Annotated in this window: 15 protein-coding genes; all 15 read right to left on the reverse strand. The window is 38.0% G+C overall.

What is annotated here, in order from left to right; all coding sequences use genetic code 11:
* Positions 1 to 32: 32 nt before the first annotated feature.
* The gene (locus CVV21_01120) at positions 33 to 2000 is read right to left on the reverse strand and encodes a D-alanine--D-alanine ligase (protein ID PKL92976.1); all 1968 of its coding nucleotides are present in this window, start codon (positions 1998 to 2000) and stop codon (positions 33 to 35) included.
* Positions 2001 to 2375: 375 nt separating this feature from the next.
* Positions 2376 to 3965, reverse strand: a complete 1590-nt coding sequence (locus CVV21_01125; GenBank protein PKL92977.1) for a hypothetical protein — start codon at positions 3963 to 3965, stop codon at positions 2376 to 2378.
* Positions 3962 to 4819: a DNA methyltransferase gene (locus CVV21_01130; protein PKL92978.1), complete on the reverse strand. Its 858-nt coding sequence runs from the start codon at positions 4817 to 4819 to the stop codon at positions 3962 to 3964. The genes CVV21_01125 and CVV21_01130 overlap by 4 nt, the downstream gene beginning before the upstream one ends.
* Position 4820: 1 nt before the next feature.
* Positions 4821 to 6155, reverse strand: coding sequence for a hypothetical protein (locus CVV21_01135; GenBank protein ID PKL92979.1), 1335 nt, complete (start codon positions 6153 to 6155; stop codon positions 4821 to 4823).
* Position 6156: 1 nt separating this feature from the next.
* Positions 6157 to 9099 carry a hypothetical protein gene (locus tag CVV21_01140; protein ID PKL92980.1) on the reverse strand — a complete coding sequence of 981 codons (2943 nt, stop codon included), beginning with the start codon at positions 9097 to 9099 and terminating at the stop codon, positions 6157 to 6159.
* Between the two features lie 151 nt (positions 9100 to 9250).
* The gene (locus tag CVV21_01145; protein PKL92981.1) at positions 9251 to 10381 is read right to left on the reverse strand and encodes a hypothetical protein; all 1131 of its coding nucleotides are present in this window, start codon (positions 10379 to 10381) and stop codon (positions 9251 to 9253) included.
* A gap of 26 nt (positions 10382 to 10407) precedes the next feature.
* On the reverse strand, positions 10408 to 10608 hold the full coding sequence (locus tag CVV21_01150) for a hypothetical protein (GenBank protein ID PKL92982.1): 201 nt from the start codon (positions 10606 to 10608) through the stop codon (positions 10408 to 10410).
* A 552-nt stretch (positions 10609 to 11160) separates the two neighbouring features.
* Positions 11161 to 11361, reverse strand: a complete 201-nt coding sequence (locus CVV21_01155) for a hypothetical protein (protein PKL92983.1) — start codon at positions 11359 to 11361, stop codon at positions 11161 to 11163.
* Positions 11362 to 11633: 272 nt separating this feature from the next.
* A complete protein-coding gene (locus tag CVV21_01160; GenBank protein ID PKL92984.1) occupies positions 11634 to 12290 on the reverse strand; it encodes a hypothetical protein in 657 nt (218 codons plus the stop codon).
* Between the two features lie 338 nt (positions 12291 to 12628).
* Entirely contained in the window at positions 12629 to 12901 is a 273-nt protein-coding gene (locus tag CVV21_01165) for a hypothetical protein (protein PKL92985.1), read from the reverse strand.
* A gap of 120 nt (positions 12902 to 13021) precedes the next feature.
* Positions 13022 to 14062 carry a hypothetical protein gene (locus tag CVV21_01170; GenBank protein ID PKL92986.1) on the reverse strand — a complete coding sequence of 347 codons (1041 nt, stop codon included), beginning with the start codon at positions 14060 to 14062 and terminating at the stop codon, positions 13022 to 13024.
* A gap of 178 nt (positions 14063 to 14240) precedes the next feature.
* On the reverse strand, positions 14241 to 15539 hold the full coding sequence (locus CVV21_01175; GenBank protein PKL92987.1) for a hypothetical protein: 1299 nt from the start codon (positions 15537 to 15539) through the stop codon (positions 14241 to 14243).
* 262 nt (positions 15540 to 15801) lie between these two features.
* The gene (locus CVV21_01180) at positions 15802 to 16311 is read right to left on the reverse strand and encodes a hypothetical protein (GenBank protein ID PKL92988.1); all 510 of its coding nucleotides are present in this window, start codon (positions 16309 to 16311) and stop codon (positions 15802 to 15804) included.
* A gap of 52 nt (positions 16312 to 16363) precedes the next feature.
* Complete coding sequence (locus CVV21_01185) at positions 16364 to 17548, reverse strand: hypothetical protein (GenBank protein ID PKL92989.1); 1185 nt, start codon at positions 17546 to 17548, stop codon at positions 16364 to 16366.
* A gap of 143 nt (positions 17549 to 17691) precedes the next feature.
* Positions 17692 to 17943, reverse strand: coding sequence for a transposase (locus tag CVV21_01190; GenBank protein ID PKL92990.1), 252 nt, complete (start codon positions 17941 to 17943; stop codon positions 17692 to 17694).
* Positions 17944 to 18051 lie beyond the last annotated feature (108 nt).

Genomic DNA, 18051 nt, shown 5'->3' on the forward strand with positions numbered 1-18051 from the left:
AAAAACATAAACCTAAACAACGCTTATTGCCTTTATATATTCTTTAACCCGCTTAACCTTCTTTTTTCCTGCACGTCGTACCTTTTTTCTGCGGCTTTGATTATAAGCCCCAGCATCTGCGAATATGACACATCGTCCATCTTTGACATCTTTGCTAAGTGGCCGTCCCAGCACCAGCCCGGGTTGGGGTTTACTTCAAGCAGTTTAGGGTTGCCTTTGGAATCCAGCCGCCAGTCAAGGCGCGCGTAATCGCGGCATTCAAGCCGCTCAAACAGCTTCACGCACCACTCCTGAATATTTTTTTCTGTTTCAGCCGGCAGTTTTGCCGGAATTGTCTTAATGTATTTCCAGTAAGGGGACGTGGGGTCCCACTTGGCCTCGTACCCGCATATCTTTGGCAGGTCAGGCGGAAGGTCGGAATAGTCCTCTTCGGTAATGGGCATAATGCGGTAGGATTCCGGCGGATTGCCGATAATTCCCACTGTGATATCGCTGCCTATTAAGAACTCTTCAACAAGTATGGGTTTTTCATATCCGGTTTTTTCCCGGACATCAGAAATAGCGCGGTCAAGCTGTTCTAAATTATGCACCACGCTTGTCCTTGTGATGCCAAAACTTGAATCGCCAAAATTGGGTTTTACTATCAGGGGAAAACTGAAATTAACCGGAAGTTCGTATGTGATGTCTTCCGGTTTTATAAAGAAAGCTTTGGGGACAGGTATGCCCATTTCCGCGGCTATTCCGCGCACAAGCGATTTGTCGTAACAGTAAGCAAGGCACTGCGGCCCGCCGCCCGTATATTTAATATTAAGCATTTCAAAAAACGCCGGCACGTGAAGTTCTTTTCTGGGGTCATTGTCATACCCTTCATCGCACAGATTAAGTACAAGGGCGTTATCCTGTGAAACTTTTTTTAAGTCATCAAGAAGATTGGCGTGGTTATCCATAAAAGAAAACCTGTACTGCTTTAACCCTGACAGCGCGTCCTTTAACCTGTCTATGGTCTGAAAATCGTCATCATCAAAAACTTCCGAAGGTTTTACACTGTCCGGTTTCTTAGGGTCGCCCATAACCACAACAACGTCCCTGACCTTGGTATCCTTTGCCTGTTTTTCCGGCGCGCGTTCTTTTTCCACAACAGCGGTCACAATAACGCGCCTTTCCATCATGCCAAGGTCCTGATTCCGTTTTGATTCCGTATTCATAGCCCCATGAAAATTAATAGCAGAAAGCCCGGCTTTTTTCATTATGAATGATATGCTGTCCGCGTTATAAAGCCGCTCCGCGTAAAACTGGTCCACCACCACGCCCTTTTTTGTGTCTGTCACAACCTCGCGTGATATTAAGCGTTCCCCATCCGCTGAAAGCGACCGCTCCCTGCAGACAAAGTGTTTCTTGTCTATCCATTCCCAAGACCGCGCGCTGAAGTTCTTTTTTACATAATCCCCGTCCGTTACATCTATAAGCACCCGTCCGCCCGGTTTTAAAACCCTTGCGACCTCTTTTAAGACCATTACATCGTCATTTAAAGTTTCAAAATACCCAAAGCTGTTGCCCAAAAGCATTAACACGTCAAAAGTGTCATTGGAATAAGGTATTTTTCTGGCATCGCCTTCCTTAAATTTAATCGCAAGGTTTTTACCCTTTGATACAGATTTTGCCCGCGAAATAAGGTAGTGCGACCTGTCCATTCCCTGCACGTTTTTAAATCCGCGCGAAGCAAGTTCTATTGTGTGGCGCCCCTGCCCGCAGCAAAGGTCAAGGATACATTCGTCTTTTTTAAGCTTCACAGCGCCGGAAAAAAAGTCTATTTCCTGCTTTGTAATCTGATTATCTTCCACCACATCGCCGTCTGTCATTATGTAATACGAATTGAAAATGTTCCTCCACCATTCCGGATGGACGTGCTGTTCAAGGTTCTTTACCGGGCCTTTTGTTACTACCCTGTTCTTACTGCCGTTCTTCCCGTTGATTTTTTCAACAGGCTGCTGTACTTGCATAAATCTCCTTTTGGATTATTAGGCATAGCTATAGGTATAAATATAGATAGGCTACGCCCGTTTAGGTAAGTGATTGTTTCAAAAAGAAAGGTTGAAGTTTTCCCCGGCTATGGTTCGGGCTGGTTATAAGTTTTTCCCGGTTAATAAATCCCGACCATACTATTCGGCTATACTTTTTTCATCTCCAAATTTTTAAGGCATAAACGCCCTGACAAACTGAATTTTAGAACAAATAACGGTTTTGTCAAGGGGGAATAATGAGAATAAAAACTATATATGAGGTCTGAAATTTTTATTTACTTTTACTTAGTATCAACTCTCAACTCAAGGTCCGTCCCCTATTACTTATATTAGAAAGAACTTCCCAGATGTACGTTAAGACATAATTTGTTTTGTTACTGGTATTGTAGACCAAACGCCATTAATTAAAACTTGATGGGTCGGCGCAGGGTTCGTCCAATAGTAATTGAACAATTTAATTATATCCTCTGACTCTGGACTATTTATGTTAATAATTGTAGTTGCACGCTTCCCTAATCCATTAATTGACGTACCAACTTGCCAAACATTACTATCGTCAACAATTATAAATCTATCATGTATTGGATTATATTGTTTATGTGACAAAGGATGTTGATAGAATATTTTTGCAACTTCTATTTGTAAATTTGACGACCTCGCAATTACTAAATCATTAGCAAAATCATTATTTACATAAAAAGTTAAAATCATAACCTTTGTGGATGAAGCAATATTACTTAAAATATTCCAATCATCAGAACAATTCCCAAAATAAGGGTCAATTATTGAAACTTTTGTATTTGCTTTATCTACAATTGATTGAATTTCCATTATGGCTGTCAGTTGGTTACCAGCTTCATATAAAACTTTCTTTTTTGTTAATCGAAGTAAATCTGCTTTCTTTTTTCGCAAAATGCTATTTTTATCTAACTTATCACCAACCGAAAAAGTTTTTCGAACTTTTCGACCACCACCATTAATGTCCATTGTATAATGTAGTTCTTCAACATAAGGTTGTTCAGTTGTAAAATCACATATTTTCATGTCGTTTGAAATAAGCATAAAAAATGTTTTATCAACATCATCTGGCAACGGCTGATAAAACATGATTACTTCGTTTTCACTTCCGGTTGGATATTTAACATTATCTAATTTATAAATGTTCCAAAGCAAGGTCTCATCAGACCTAGTAAGTTTATAAATAATTGATAATTTATTAATATCCGACTTATTCTTCGTGGCAATTCCAACTTCTACACGTGTGCCATTATGTTCACTTGGGGTTGTTCCTTTTTCCTTTTTATCACTTAAAAACCAAGCATCAAAATTTGGAAAATATATGCCAATTGAACCTTTGAGTTCATTAAATTTATCAGCACCTAAAAATCCAATTAAAGAAATTATAGGACTACTTACTTCAATTCCGTTGATTATTGCAGTCTCAACTGGTTTTAAAGGCATATAATTCGTTTCATTTGACCACAAAGCAAAAACAGTTGAACTTCTTGCTAAATTACAATTACCAGAACTAAAAATACTGTTAAAATGTGAACCAATAACATATTCTTCTTTATGATCAAAATCAATATCATAACTTATAATATTACCTTCAATATCTAAACGCTTTGTTGTTTCAACTTTTTTCAACAGTTTATAAAATTCTTCAACCGAAAAATGTTTTCGCATTAATAACAAATCATCTCTTAAACAAGTAAATTCTATAATCTTTTTTACATCATCATAATTCAAAATAGGGACAATGATTTGTGTTTTTGAGTACTCATGCCATTCAGGTTCGCCAATTGTAGCGTAAATATCATCAGAAAAAGTAAACGAAGTGTAATAGTTTACAAATCCAACTTCGGCTTTTTGGGCTATGCATTTCAGAACAACACCTTTATAATTATTATTTTGACAAATGCTTACAATTTCATCCATCATCATACAATATCCCGTATAAAATTACTTTTAGGTTTTATTATGTTATCTGAAAAAAACATTATTTCATTTCCAGTTTTCTTTTCACCCGAACTATAGTGTAGCTTGTATTTAATACTTTTATAATTGCTATAAATACGCCTTATCTCTTTTACATCATCATAGCTTACTATCCACTTTTGCTCACCCAATCCAAATATTTGTTCTGCTATTTGCTTATGGTCTTCTGGTTTATAATAATTCATATAAAGTGAATGTCCTTGAACAAAATATGGTGGATCCAAATACAAAATAGTCTTCATATCTTTGGATTTTTTAAGTTTTTTTATTAATGTAATCGCATCGCAATTAGATATCTCTATTCGACTTTTATATCTTGCAATTTTCTCTATCCGACTTATTAACTCCTTCTTATTAAATCTCGCATCTATTTTCCATTTCCCTTTTTGGTCCGTTCCACCTATGACGCCACCTTTTATAATACCAGACCTATTAGTCCTATTTAAATAGAATGCTGTAAAACCAAGATTAAGTAATGTATACTCAGAAGGCCTTTTTATTCTTTTATGCATTTTTTTCCATGTTTCAACATTAACCTTTGAATCATTTATGAGTTTACAAAGTCTTTCTGTATCGTATAAGACACTATGCCAAAAAGAGTAGATCATATTGTCAAAATCATTTATTACAATCTTCTTAACATATTCCGAAAATAATAATGATAGGGCAACTGATGCACCGCCAGCATATGGTTCTATATAAGTCCCATCCAAACAACCATTATTGCTAACGATGGTCTTTATATAATCTGCTATTTTGCCTTTTCCACCTGGATATCTTAACGGGGACAAAAATCGCATACTAACACCACAACTTTAAAATAAATGTACTTAAATTTTCCCAGCTCTTAATTAGGTCTTTTTCTTTTGGCTGGAAATATCTATTATGAACATAGCCATTAAATGTATCAATTGATATCACGTCATCTTTATCACTTACCGCAACGCGCAAAGGTTTCAATTCTTTACTTGTCATTATATTTTCTTTACACATATATTCTATGACTTTTGTAATTTTCTCCCGTAATCTTAATTTACTTTCTATTTCTTCTTTAGTTCCGATCTTTTTATTACTCATATATTCATCAACACTCATCTCTAAAAAAACCCTAAATAGAATTGCTATTGCGTTTGTATATTTATCGAATTTAAGCGCTTTCAACTCAATAAAAACATCGTTAATTCTTGGCTGTCTTATTTTTAAGACATATCCACTTGGAATTAACTTATTTCTACTTTTTGTAGACTTTAAAGATCTTGGTATTATCTTTCTTTTATCAACTAAGCTCTCTCCAAGTCCCCAAACCTCTTTGCTTGTTCTTTTAGTATCGGGCTTTTCTTCCGGAGTAAATTCGTTCAAATATCTTTGTCTATCTTCTTTTTTATATATTTTTTTAACTTTTACTCTTTTATCTATTAAATCTCTTACGATTTTAACTAAACCTTTTACTACTTCTTTTTCTTCAACTTTCGATTCAAATAAACCATTTTCAATTTTAATGCCTAAAAATTCTTGAACTTTTTTATCTTCAACAAGTCTCTCTAAATTCGTTATAGGAATCTTATCAAAGTTTGCTTTTAAAGAATCGTCAACATCATCTCTTTTAGATAAAAAATTTATTATTTGCAAAGATACATTCATTTTTCCTTTTGTATGTTCTTCAAATCTACGTTTTTGTTGCGCGTCCCACTCCACAACTCCTTTACCTTCATTTTCGCCAGTATGTTTTAAAACTATCCATTTATTTGCATCTTTATATTCATCAAACACAACACAATCTAACGCTTTAATTGGTTTAGCGTTAAATACGGAACTTAATTTTATTATTTTCTTATAGAAACTTTCATTTTCATTCTTTATTATATCCGGATTAAGTAACAGTTTTAAGGCTACAACACGTCTATTGCCCTCCAGAACCACATATGTGTCTGAATCCATTTCAGAAACCATAATGACATCAGATGGGTTAACCCCATTTTCAATTATATCTTTTGAAAGATTTATTATCTTTTTTTCTTGATCATTAACCATTGCAATAATGGCATCCCTCTGATTTTCTTTCTGGTCAAATCTGGGATTACCAAGATTTATGGTTAACTTTTCCAATTTTATAGTTTCTCTTCTGTATTCGCCCATCTTACACCTCCCTATTTTTATTACTAATCACTTTTATCAATTCAACTTCTTCTTGTGAAATCTTATATAACCCATATATTTCTTCATCAATTTTTTGCATCACTGAGTCTATTTCTTTGTCAATCTGGTTACCTTGTGCGCCTTTTCTGTTATTATTTAACTGAGAACTCAGTAACAATACTGTTTTAACTAAATCAGATATTCTTTTTTGTCTAACCACCTGAGCTTCATCCTTCTTATCTATAACAAAAATTGGTAGATTTTTTAGAAACATAGTTTTATATATAAAGAATTCATTAGCTTTTGGCACTGTTGTTTTTTTATAATACCATTCCATTAATCGAGAATTTAGAATACCCAAAATGTAATAAATATCTACGTCGGCTTTTTCCTCAAAGTAAAAGCCACAAACCGTATCCCCGTAGTAATAACCTTTATCATCAATCATAAATCGGTTTGATTCAGCCAGTTCTGGTACAATAATTTTAATATTGGTAAAATTCTTTGTTTTTCTCTGATTCCAAAGTTCATACCATTTTTTTGATGATTTAGTAAAGTATTCTCTCTTGTTAATTTCGGTTTTATTAGATGTTAAAAATTTATAATAATTTGGAGCTTTAGCTTTTATTTCTTTTTCAGGTATCAAATCATTATTTACATCATATGGATAAAAAACGTATTCGTCTACAGCGTCCAAGTAGTATTTTCTTATATTTCTGCCTCTTATACATGGTTTTAAAAAAGTTTTTTCGATTTTATTGTTTTTGATTGTTTCCGAATCCAAAAGGTAGATGTCATTTAAACCGGTGACAATTCCTTCGGTAATATCATCTGTCACTTCAATCAATTTTTTAACATTATCTAATTTATTGATTTTTTCTATTATTTTAGTTTCCAAAGGATTTCTAAAAATCCATAAACCCTCACCTAATTCTTTTTGTGGATAATATTCAAGCTTCCCATTTAAACCTATTTTGTATTTGAGCATATTGTCTTTAGCTTTAGATTTTGAAAATATAAATATACCTGTATAATTTAACGCATCTTTAAATATTGATTCATGTTCAAAATCAATAATTTCTTCAACATTGACATTGTTTAATATATACTTCCTTAATTCAATACCGTGATTGCGTTTCATAAAACCCGTAGGACAAATATATGACATAAGACCATTTTTGTTAATAATTTTTATACCCTTTTCTATAAATAATACATATATATCAAATTTTCCTTTGGCACTTGAATATACGTCAGTGTAAAACTCCTTTTCCTTTTTGAAACCTTGAAATCCAATATACGGAGGGTTGCCGATAACGCAGTCGAATCCACCTTCTGCCATAACCTCTTTATACTGTTCTTCCCAATTAAAAGGTTTTATCTTGTAATAATCATTCCCAAAGTACCTTGTAAGCAGTAGCGGGTCGCCGGATATAAGGGAGTTGCCGCATTTGATGTTCTGATTAAGCATAGGTAGTACGCCCTGGCCGCCGATAGGCACAAATTCCCCTTCAAGCATCTTTAAAACAAGTGAAAGTTTGGTAACTTCCACTGCCTGCTCGTCTAAATCTACGCCAAATATATGCCTTTTTAATATCTCTGCCTTTTCCGCGATATTCAGCACATCGCCCTGCTGTTTTCCCTGTTCAAATAACTTATCCTGGCTTTGTTTATCTGCTTTTTCTGTGGACTGTTTTCTTTTTAAATCCCTGTACCAGTTAAGCATTTCTTCATACGCGCGAATAAGAAAGCTGCCCGAACCGCATGCAGGGTCAAGTATTCTTAATTTTTTTATGTCTTTTTCCTTTAATTCCGCAAGCTTTTTGCCTACTGTATTCTTTACTATATAATCCACAATATACTCAGGCGTGTAATAAACGCCGCCTGCTTTTCTTACGTCAGGCTTTTCTTCGTACTTTACCTGTTTGTCCGTGACCCTTATTGTGTAACCTAAAAACTGCTCGTAAATATTTCCAAGCACTTCTAACGGTATGGCGTCAAACTGATATGGGTTATAGGTATCTTCTATTATAGCGTTAAGCGTCTTAAATTCTATTTTAAGGTCTTTTTCCCAGTCCTGCGGGCGGAACAGTTCGCTGTCAAATATGCGGTTATAAAAGGCAAATTCTTTGTCCAGTATTACCTGCATTGTCCTTGTTCCAAGGCTGTCGCTTCTGTCTTCAAACAGCGCCCTTAAAGAATGCCCTGCTACAAGCCCCCTGTCTTCACAGGAACGCATAAATACTATTCGGTCTAAAAGCTTCTGGTTAATTTCTTTTAAGTAGTCCGCGTCACGTTCCAAATCTCCGGAGTGAAATAAATCCGGGTTGTTTTTGTAGATGTCTTTGGCAAGGTGCTCACGCCAGACTTTAAGGTCATTAAGGACGGCTTTATCTACAGGAACCCTGTCTTTTGGTTTGGTTGAAAGAAGTTTGTTTAAATCCCCGTTTATAACCGATTCTTTGGAAAGCATCCAAAGGTCATCAAATTTATCTACATACTGTTTCCAGTTAAGGTCAAGTTTTATGCCTTTTCTTATGTTTCTTATATCCGGCTTTACTGTTACGTCAAATAACTTAAAGCCTTCAAAATCGGTTAAAACCACAAAAGGCACGTCTTTTCTGCTGTACCCGTATCCTATTGCCTGATTAATAAACTTTTTATCTTCAAGGTTTACGCTTACCTGCTTAGCCTCTACAAAAAATTCCACCCTGCCGTTGTAACGCACAGAATAGTCCACACGCTTGCGGGAAATTGCGTCTTCAAGACAGACTTCATTATGATTGTTTGTATCCCACCCAAGCAGCCTTAAAAGAGGTTCAATGAAGGTGCTTTTGGTGTTAGCCTCGTTAAGTTCCATGGCTTCGCCGGATTTCATTTCTTTTTCAAATAAATCCACAAGCTTTTGCAGCTCTTGTTTTGCCTGTTCTTTTGTCAGGTTCATGTAGGCTTTGCGCCCTCCCGTTGCTATTTGGTAATTATGGCTATTATAAACCCTGCCGCGTTTCGCGTCAATTTAAACCACATGATAATAAGTATCAAAATATACTTCTCAACTCAAACCCGGGGTCTGACCCCAAGTTTGAGTTGAGAAACTAATATTTCTCCAGCCAATTGATCAGCTGTATGTCATGCGGATTTAGTTCTATTGATTTTGTATATGCTTTTTTTGCTTCTGCTTTATTTTCCAGATAAAAATTACAATTCCCGATTCTTTTATATACATCAGCCGTCTCCTGAATTAAAGCCGCCTGTTCAAAATACACCAATGCGATTTTATAACGTTTGCGTTCAAACTCTATATCGCCTTTTTTCATAAATTCCGTGTATTCACTGTTATCAGAGGGCAGCGCGGGCAACTTTTCTGACTCCGAAATACTTTCGACATCAGAAGGTTCTACACCTTCATTTGATAGATTAGAGATTGAATCATCAATATCCTGTGCTACGCCAGACTCTTTTGCTTTTGATTTTCCAAAAGAAAAAGATATTCCGCCATTAATATACAAACCCGAATAATCAACAGGCTGAACCATAAGGGAGCCGTCTTGAGGGTAATAATAACCGGTTCCCCGGAATATTCCCTCTAAATCACCTTTTGAATACCTGTACCCCGCTTTAAAATTTAATCCAAAGTTATCATTAAACCAGTAATCTGTGCCCGCTTCAAAACAGGTTCCAAAAAATAAACCAAACGGCGTAACAGACAGCGTTCCCATTTCATCGCCTGTTGCTGTATATGCATTGCCTTCCACCTGATTTGCAATTGAATACATAATACCAGCATCAAATCCAAGAAAGAAATTCACCTGTTCATTTTTCCATTTGTCCTGAAAATACTTTCTAAACCCAAGGCCAAAATAATCAGCGCTTAAATTACTTTTCATAGTCAGTAATTCATTGGTGCTGTTAGGCCAAAACACTTTACTGTCATTATCCAGAACAATAATGTAATCATTTTTCAAATAAAACGCCCATAAACCGGACGGGCTGTCAAATATATAAGCCCCGGCAATGCTTACCAAGCCGCCGGAAGTAATCAGCCTAAAATCCGAAGATGCATTTAAAGATTCAAAACTTTCGTTTTGTTCCTGAGCGTCTTTGTTGTATTCGGTCATCGCAAGCAGATTAATTCCGCCGTTAATTTCACCAATGCTTTTAATAACTTCTCCAAAAGACATATTTGATAAAAGCAATATTACCATTAATAGAAAGATTTTTTTCACTTCACCCTCCCGGTCAGCTTTGCTGTTTATTTTACTTTCATTACCATATAACGCCCGCTGTTATTCTTTACAAGAAAATGTGACTTTTCGCAGAAACTGCATTTAACTTCTTTTATATCTTCCTCTGTTTCCATTACCCATGTTGTCTGCCCGCACGAACACACAAACAGGCTGTGATATTTGTCATCTTCCCACACCCTCCCAAAAACTCTTGCCTTTCCCTTCATCTTCGGCTCCCATCTACCCCCGCGCCACTTGCATTTATTAGAAAATGAAAGAACAATATTTATATTACATATTTGTAGGTGTTTTGTCAAGTTAATACTTCTGTTAACTACCCTAAAATACTAATGGCGGCTTGGATGCTTTGAGGCTTAGAGGCTTGGTAAAAACAACTACAAAGGCCGCGGGCTGAAGACCCGCGTCTACCAGGTCATAAATACAAACTGTGCGATAACAAGACACATTCAAAACCCGGACAGCGCGGGAGCGCTATCCCTACAAAAAATTAAGCCAACTACCGCGAACTAAAGACCCGTGTCTGCAACGGCACAAATCTAAACAACGCGCCCTGCCATCTCCGCCATAACAGTTTTTTGCTGCGACGGCCGGAAAAGGGACGCGGCTACCAATTCCAATTCAAATACGAGCTGCAATACATTGCGGTTCTACAGGTAAAAACCAGCATCACGCGTCAGAAATGTTCAATGCAAACTTGGGGTATGACCCTAAGTTTGCATTAAGATCAGCGATTATCCCGGACAGGATATTAGAAATTTTTACGCGTTTTCCAATACCATATAACGTCCGGTTTTGCTTTTTTTCAGGTAGTGTGTGTTTGCGCAGATATTGCATATAACTTTTTTGGGATCTTCTTCGGTTTCAATTACCCACTCCCTTTTCCCGCACGAACACACAAACAGGCTTTGAAACCTGTTATCCTCCCAGATTCTCCCAAAAACTTTTTTCTTTGTACCCATTTTTTTCTCCCTTCTGCCCCCTGCATCATTATGCTGCCTATATAATGATCAGGACCCAATTTAAATTTACTATTTTGTAGCTATTTTGTCAAGTAGGTTTTTTGATTAAATACGCAAAAGGGACGGAGGGACAGTAAAACAGATGCTTGGAAGGTTAGATGCTTGGAGGCTTTGTAAAGACAATAACAAAAACCAAATCAAATACCGGACAGCGCGGGAGCGCTGTCCCTACAAAGACAAACCAACAACCGCGGGATGAAGTCCTGCGTCAGTTATAGTATGCAGTCAGGATCTTCCATGTCTATTAATCCATCGCAGTCGTCATCAATCCCGTTGTTACATATCTCCGTTTGCGGCATCAACGGTTCAGCATTACAGATTGCCCCGCCGCCGCTGTCGCACACAAAAACACCGGATTGTCTGCACGCACCCAGCCCTTCAAAACACTGCTGTCCCAAATCAGGAAAATCTTCATCAACAAGGCCGTCACAGTCATCGTCAAGGCCGTTGCATATCTCTGTCTGCGGTTCCAATGCTACAGCGTTACAGATTACCCCGCTGCTGCCGTTGCACACAAAAACACCGGATTGCCTGCATGCGCCATACCCTTCAAAACACTCCTGCCCCTGTTCAGGAAAATCATTGTCAATAATACCGTCGCAGTCGTCGTCAATACCATTACACTGCTCCGGGCTGCAGATTCTTGTGGTTGTGGGGGTTGGAGTAATTGTGCATGTGGGTGTTGCGGAAGTTATGGGCGTAGCGGTGCACGTGACCGTGGCAGTATAATCGCATGTATGCGTGGATGTGGCTATAACCACGACAGTAACTTCCACAACCGTGGGGCAGGTATTACATGGTTTCTGGCAGGAAACTGTCAGAAACAGTATAATGTATAATAAAACAAAAACAGTTAATATTCTTTTCATTTAATTCCTCCATTTTATAAAGGCCTGATGTCTGCCCTGACATATAACTTTAAAGCTTTTCAAGTCTATAACAACACCGGGCATTCAGCAAGCGGAAAATACATAGATGAAAACTGCAATAAAAATACGAGGGACGGAGGGACGGAGGGACAGTGAAACAGATGTTTGGATGATTAGATGATTGGAAGGTCGGCAAAGACAATTACAAAAACTAAATCAAATACCGGACAGCGCGGGAGCGCTATCCCTACAAAAACTGAACCAACTACCGCGGGCTAAAGACCCGCGTCTACCAAGACAAAAATACAATCTGTGCGATAACAAATACAAATCACCCATTACTCTATCCCAAATACCACTTTTACCTTCATATTATTCCCTTTTGGAAGCAAAACATAATCATCTTCAAACTTTTCCCACGCTTTACCGTCAATTTCCACGCTTTTTATCTTTACCTCTTTTGCTTCAAGTATGTTTACATAATGCTTTTGCCCTTCCGTATCTGAACTTAAATTAAAATACAGTTCCGCGTCTTTTTTATGGACATATAGGCTAAGATACAGGTAATTAAACAGGGCCTGTTCCATTGTATGGTAGGCGGATTTGTACATTGTCCCTTTAACGCGCGACGACGGTGTGCCGTCCGCCAGAAGGGTTTCATAACACTCCCCGTATGTTTTATCTATGAAATACTTATCCCAGAACTCCGCGCTTTTTTTAAATATCTCAATTTACTTTTTATCTTTGGAGTGATAATACATGTTAAGCATCAGATTATTGCCTTCTTCCTGGGTCCACCAGTCTTTGGAATCGTCAATTGAACCGGGGCGGGTGCTTATGAATTTAAAAAACCATCCGCCGTGTTTTTTATCCCACATATACTTTCTTTGGGCGGAATCTATTTTCTGCGCCGCCGTTAAATACTCCTTATTACCTGTAAGATAATACATGCGCATCATAACCCAGCCGGTTTTTGTATTGTGCCCTCCCCAAAGTTCAGTTTCCTTGCCGGTCCAGTCAGCCGTATAGCTTTCACCCACAAAACCCGTTTTTTTATCCACCATTTTTTCAACAATAACATCACAAAGGCGTACTAAATCCTGTAACAGGTTTTCGTCCCCTGTTGCCAGATAATAGTAGATTAAATATGCCGTGCATGTATCAAGCTGGGCGTTAAACGATTTGGCGGTTGTAATGTTCTGCCACTGATTATCCACCATCGTATAATAACCGCCATACTTTTTATCCCATGCGTTTTCATTCATCAGCGTATGCGTCCGCCCCACAAGTTCCAGCGCTCTTTTATCCCCCGTTACAATATAATAAAATACAGGCCCTAAATTCCCATACGTCTGGTCAAACATATTTTTAGCGCCCATATCGCCGCCGCCGTAATCATCAGTAAAAGCGTACCAGCCGCCGTTTTCTTTATCCCACCCCGCGTCACTAAGGTATTTCATGCCATGTTCCGCAAAACGCAGGTATTTTTCATCGCCTGAAAGCATATACGCGGCGGCAAAACCAAAAACAACCCTTGAATTCATCCTTGGAAGTTTGCTTCCCGCTTCAACCTGCCCTTCATAAGTTACGTCAGTATGAAAACCGCCGTAGTCTTCATCAATGGTTTTTTCCCAGAATGGAATTATATCCTTAATAGCCTGCGTTTTCCAGTACTGCGGATCCATGACCCCAATTGCGGTTTGATTTTTTGCACCGCATCCCATAATTAAAAATAAAAAAAGCACGCTTAACACTAATATTTTTTTGTTCATATTATCTCCATAAGTTATATTATTTTATTACCCGGACGGTGCGGTAGCGCCGTCCCTGCAAAAACAAAAACCGCGGGCCGAATACCCGCGTCTACCAATTCCAAAAATTCTATCCCATAAATGAAAACATTATTAAGACAAAAGCCAAACCTGCCAAGGCATAATACCTGTCTCATAATTAAGCGGGTTTAAGCAGCCACTTCCACATCGGCACCACTGCCACACTTAAGCCGCCATGATTTATTATCTTTTCTTCATCTTTGGTTATTATGGTCAGTTTTTTTACCTTCAACTCGGCTGCCGCTTCTACCAGCCCCCTTATTTCCCTGTCTTTAGCCTTTTCCGCGGATATATCAAGGCACACCTGTATGGCTTCGGTTATTTTCATCCCTTCCCTGCAGACAAAATCAACCTCATGGCCGTCCTTTGATTTCCAGTAATATATTTCCCTGTTTCTTCTCTTTAATTCCAGGAAAACAGCGTTTTCATAAATATGCCCGGCATTTTCGGAGAATTTAAAACCTGTTACCTTGGCCATCCCCGTGTCAACGCAGTAGAATTTTCCGGGATTATATATCTGCCTTCTTACGGAAAAATCAAACATCGGCAGCCTAAAAAACATATACGCGCTTTCAAGGTATTCCAGATAATTTTTAACCGTTGTAATGTTTTTAGCATGTATCATTTTAGCAAGGTTTTCATAGCTGCATATGGTTCCTATGTTTGAAGAAAGATATACGCACAGTTCTTTAAACTCGCGCGAATTACGCAGCGCGTATCTTGAAATTATGTCCCTGTATATAATATCTTTGTAATATTGCTCCACCAGTGTGACGTCGTTGTTTTTCACGGCTTCCGGAAATCCTCCTCCGGCTATGTATAAACTTAAACGGGACTTTAGCGCGGCCTTTTTCTCGGCAGAGGGAGGTTTTGAAACAGCCGCAGAAACTTCATGAAATTTTAGGTATTCCCCAAAGGAAAAAGGCCAGTTTACAGCCTGCCTGTTCCTGCCTGTAAGATGTGTTGATATTTCAGAACTTAACATGGATGCGTTTGACCCGGTGATAAATACCTTTGTATCCCCCCGCTCATAAAGCCTGTTTGCCCACCTCTGCCAGCCGCTTATGTTCTGTATCTCGTCAAAGAAGAAATATTTCTTCCCGCGCGGATTTTCCGCCTCCAGGTACGTTTCATATAAAACCTCAAAATCAGCGCTGGTAAAATCTATAAAACGTTCATCATCAAAATTCACATATAATATATTTTCTTTGCGGACTCCGGCTTTCATAATATCACCGCATATCAGCCGCATAAGCGACGACTTCCCGCTGCGCCTGACGCCGGTTATAAGCACAATTTCACCCGTATCATAAAATTTTTCCAGCCCGGACTGAAGTTCCCTTTTTATTAACCCACCACGCGCCAGAAACCTTTCCCTGTGGGACTGTACAAGCTCTTTTAGTTTCACCGTTTCCATTATTCACCTTCTTTACGTGTTTAAATATATTATATTAGTAATATAATGTTTTGTCAAATACATTATATTACTAATATAATATATTACCACGGCTTCAGAAAGGCCAAAGGATGATAAAACAGATACTCGGACGCTTAGAGGCTTGGATGTTTGGTAAATACAATTACAAAATCAAATCAACTGCCGCACCCTAAAGGGACGCGCCTACCAAAACAAGGCAGTATCCCATAAACTTTTATCCCATATCCAATAAATAAAAACTTTAAAACTTTGAAGCTGTCTCGTCTGCCCATTTTTCCACTTTTGCCCAGTCCCTGAAATCCCCCTCGGGCACGCCTTTTTTAAAGGCCGGCATCAGGGTTAAAAAGTTCATGGGAAACGGTAACGTTTTAAAATCCACCTTGCCCGGAAACAGCCCTTCACTTACCGGCTTGACAAAAGCCCTGACCGGATCCAGATACCCGGCTGCGGTTTTTCTGTTATCAGGCGTGTCTTTCTGCATTGTCAGGCATACAAGAAAATAACCCACAGGAACCTTTAACAGCGCGTCTTTGTACGCGGAGACAAATTTCACGACAGAGCCTTTTATTTTCCCCATCACAACACCGCTGCCGATGATAACGCCGTCATAGCCTTCAACTGATTTAATTTTATTTACAGGCTTCACATCAGCCTGCATGCCCTTTTCAGACAGCTTCTTTCCGATAAATTCCGCGGTTTCAGCCGTTGACCCCGAAAAAGACCCGTAGGCAATAAGTATTTTCTTTGCCATGATAGTACCCTCCGTAAAAGAAGTATTAAGCCTTAACCATATCCGGCTTCTATTAAATATTTAATCTGATTGTTAAATAGTAACTTAATGGCATTTTAACATCGCCGACTTCTCTAAAATCATCATTTAATGTAAAGTTAAACATCCAATTTTCAACTTGCCATTCCAATCCAGCAGAAACAATTGTTTTTTGAATCATCTTAAACGAATCACCGGTGTTATATATATAATAAAAGAAATCCTGCGGTTCTTCTCTTATAATAATTCCGCTTAATAACGTGATAGAATCAGAAACGCTGTAAACAAGGCCAAAGTTATAGCTGATAGTATTTGCAATAACCGGCTGAAAATATCCTGCATACGCAGGAACTACCGTAGGCAGATCAAAGTATCCTCCAATTATATTTTTAATATCAAATGCCGCTGTCAAACTGTCAAATACTTTTATACTAATGCCAAAGTCAATATCCCAAGGTAAAATATCAGATTCCATCTCCCTTCCATAATCATCCCAAATATGATATCTGTTAAAATTTATACCTCCAACATCATGAATATTAACACCCATCTTAAACTCTTCCGTTATTTCTAATAATACTCCCGCGCCAAAAAGCAAAGTATTATTGACATCTGATATCTTGGAAATAACATGATTATATTTAACATTAATACCTATTGAGATGTTAGATAATAGATCTATTCCATACGCCCCCGCTAACTGATACTCATATATTAAGGAATCGACAGCCTCTCCATTGTCAGAAAAAGTTTTATTCAGCACATCGCCCTGTGCTCTGACATAAATATTAAAACCATAATTTTTATTTATATAACTGACACCGTAAGCGGTAGACAAAAAATCACCGGAGTCCGCGGTATGTGTGCTTCCCTTCCAAAGGTATTTTGTCAAAGCGCCCGATAAAGAAAACGATGTATTCTCTATGCCGGCTAAACCCGCAGGATTTTGAAAGATAGCATTTTCATCATCAGCCAAAGCAGTTTTCGCATTGCCCATCCCGACAGATGATGCACTTTCCATATAATATGGATAACTATAAATTGAACATGCAAACAGGCATAGTATTATCAACGGCAGTATTTTTTTCATTTCCCCTCCAACAACGTTATTCAAAGTAAACAGTTTTATGTTCACTTTCCGTATTCTATAGATTTTTTTATTAAAAACCAGAACAAAGGCCGCGGGCTGAAGACCCGCGTCTACCAGATCAAATTCCAATACCGGATCAAAATCAACTGCCGCGCCCTAAAGGGACGCGCCTACCAGATCCAGTTACAATTTAAAATCAAGTGCGAGGCTCAAGTGCGAGGCGTAATGTATTACGCCTCTACGTTAATATAATCACAGATGCCGGAGATTAGTTACTCTGTTTTTTTGCCCATTTTCATGTATTTTTCTGCAAGCTTAACCGCTGTTTTCATACCCTTTTCGCTTATAGTGACAGATTTTGATTTCTTACCGCCGTATATTAAGCCTTCTTCTTCCAATTGGTCCAGAACCTCATAACGGAAATTTTTCCAGCTGCGGTTAACCTTTTCGCCGTCAATTAATTTTTCTTTCCATGAGTTTAAGTACAAAAGCAGCATTGTCAGTTCTTTAATTGTTTTTTCCATGTCAAATTACCCTTTCCGGAGTTGTTTTATCCTGTATATTAAGAACAGAAAGTCGGAGGTAAGACCGAACATACAAACCTGCAACACCAAAAACACGCACCCTAAAGG

The sequence above is a fragment of the Candidatus Goldiibacteriota bacterium HGW-Goldbacteria-1 genome (genome assembly GCA_002839855.1).
Taxonomy (GTDB): domain Bacteria; phylum Oederibacteriota; class PGYV01; order PGYV01; family PGYV01; genus PGYV01.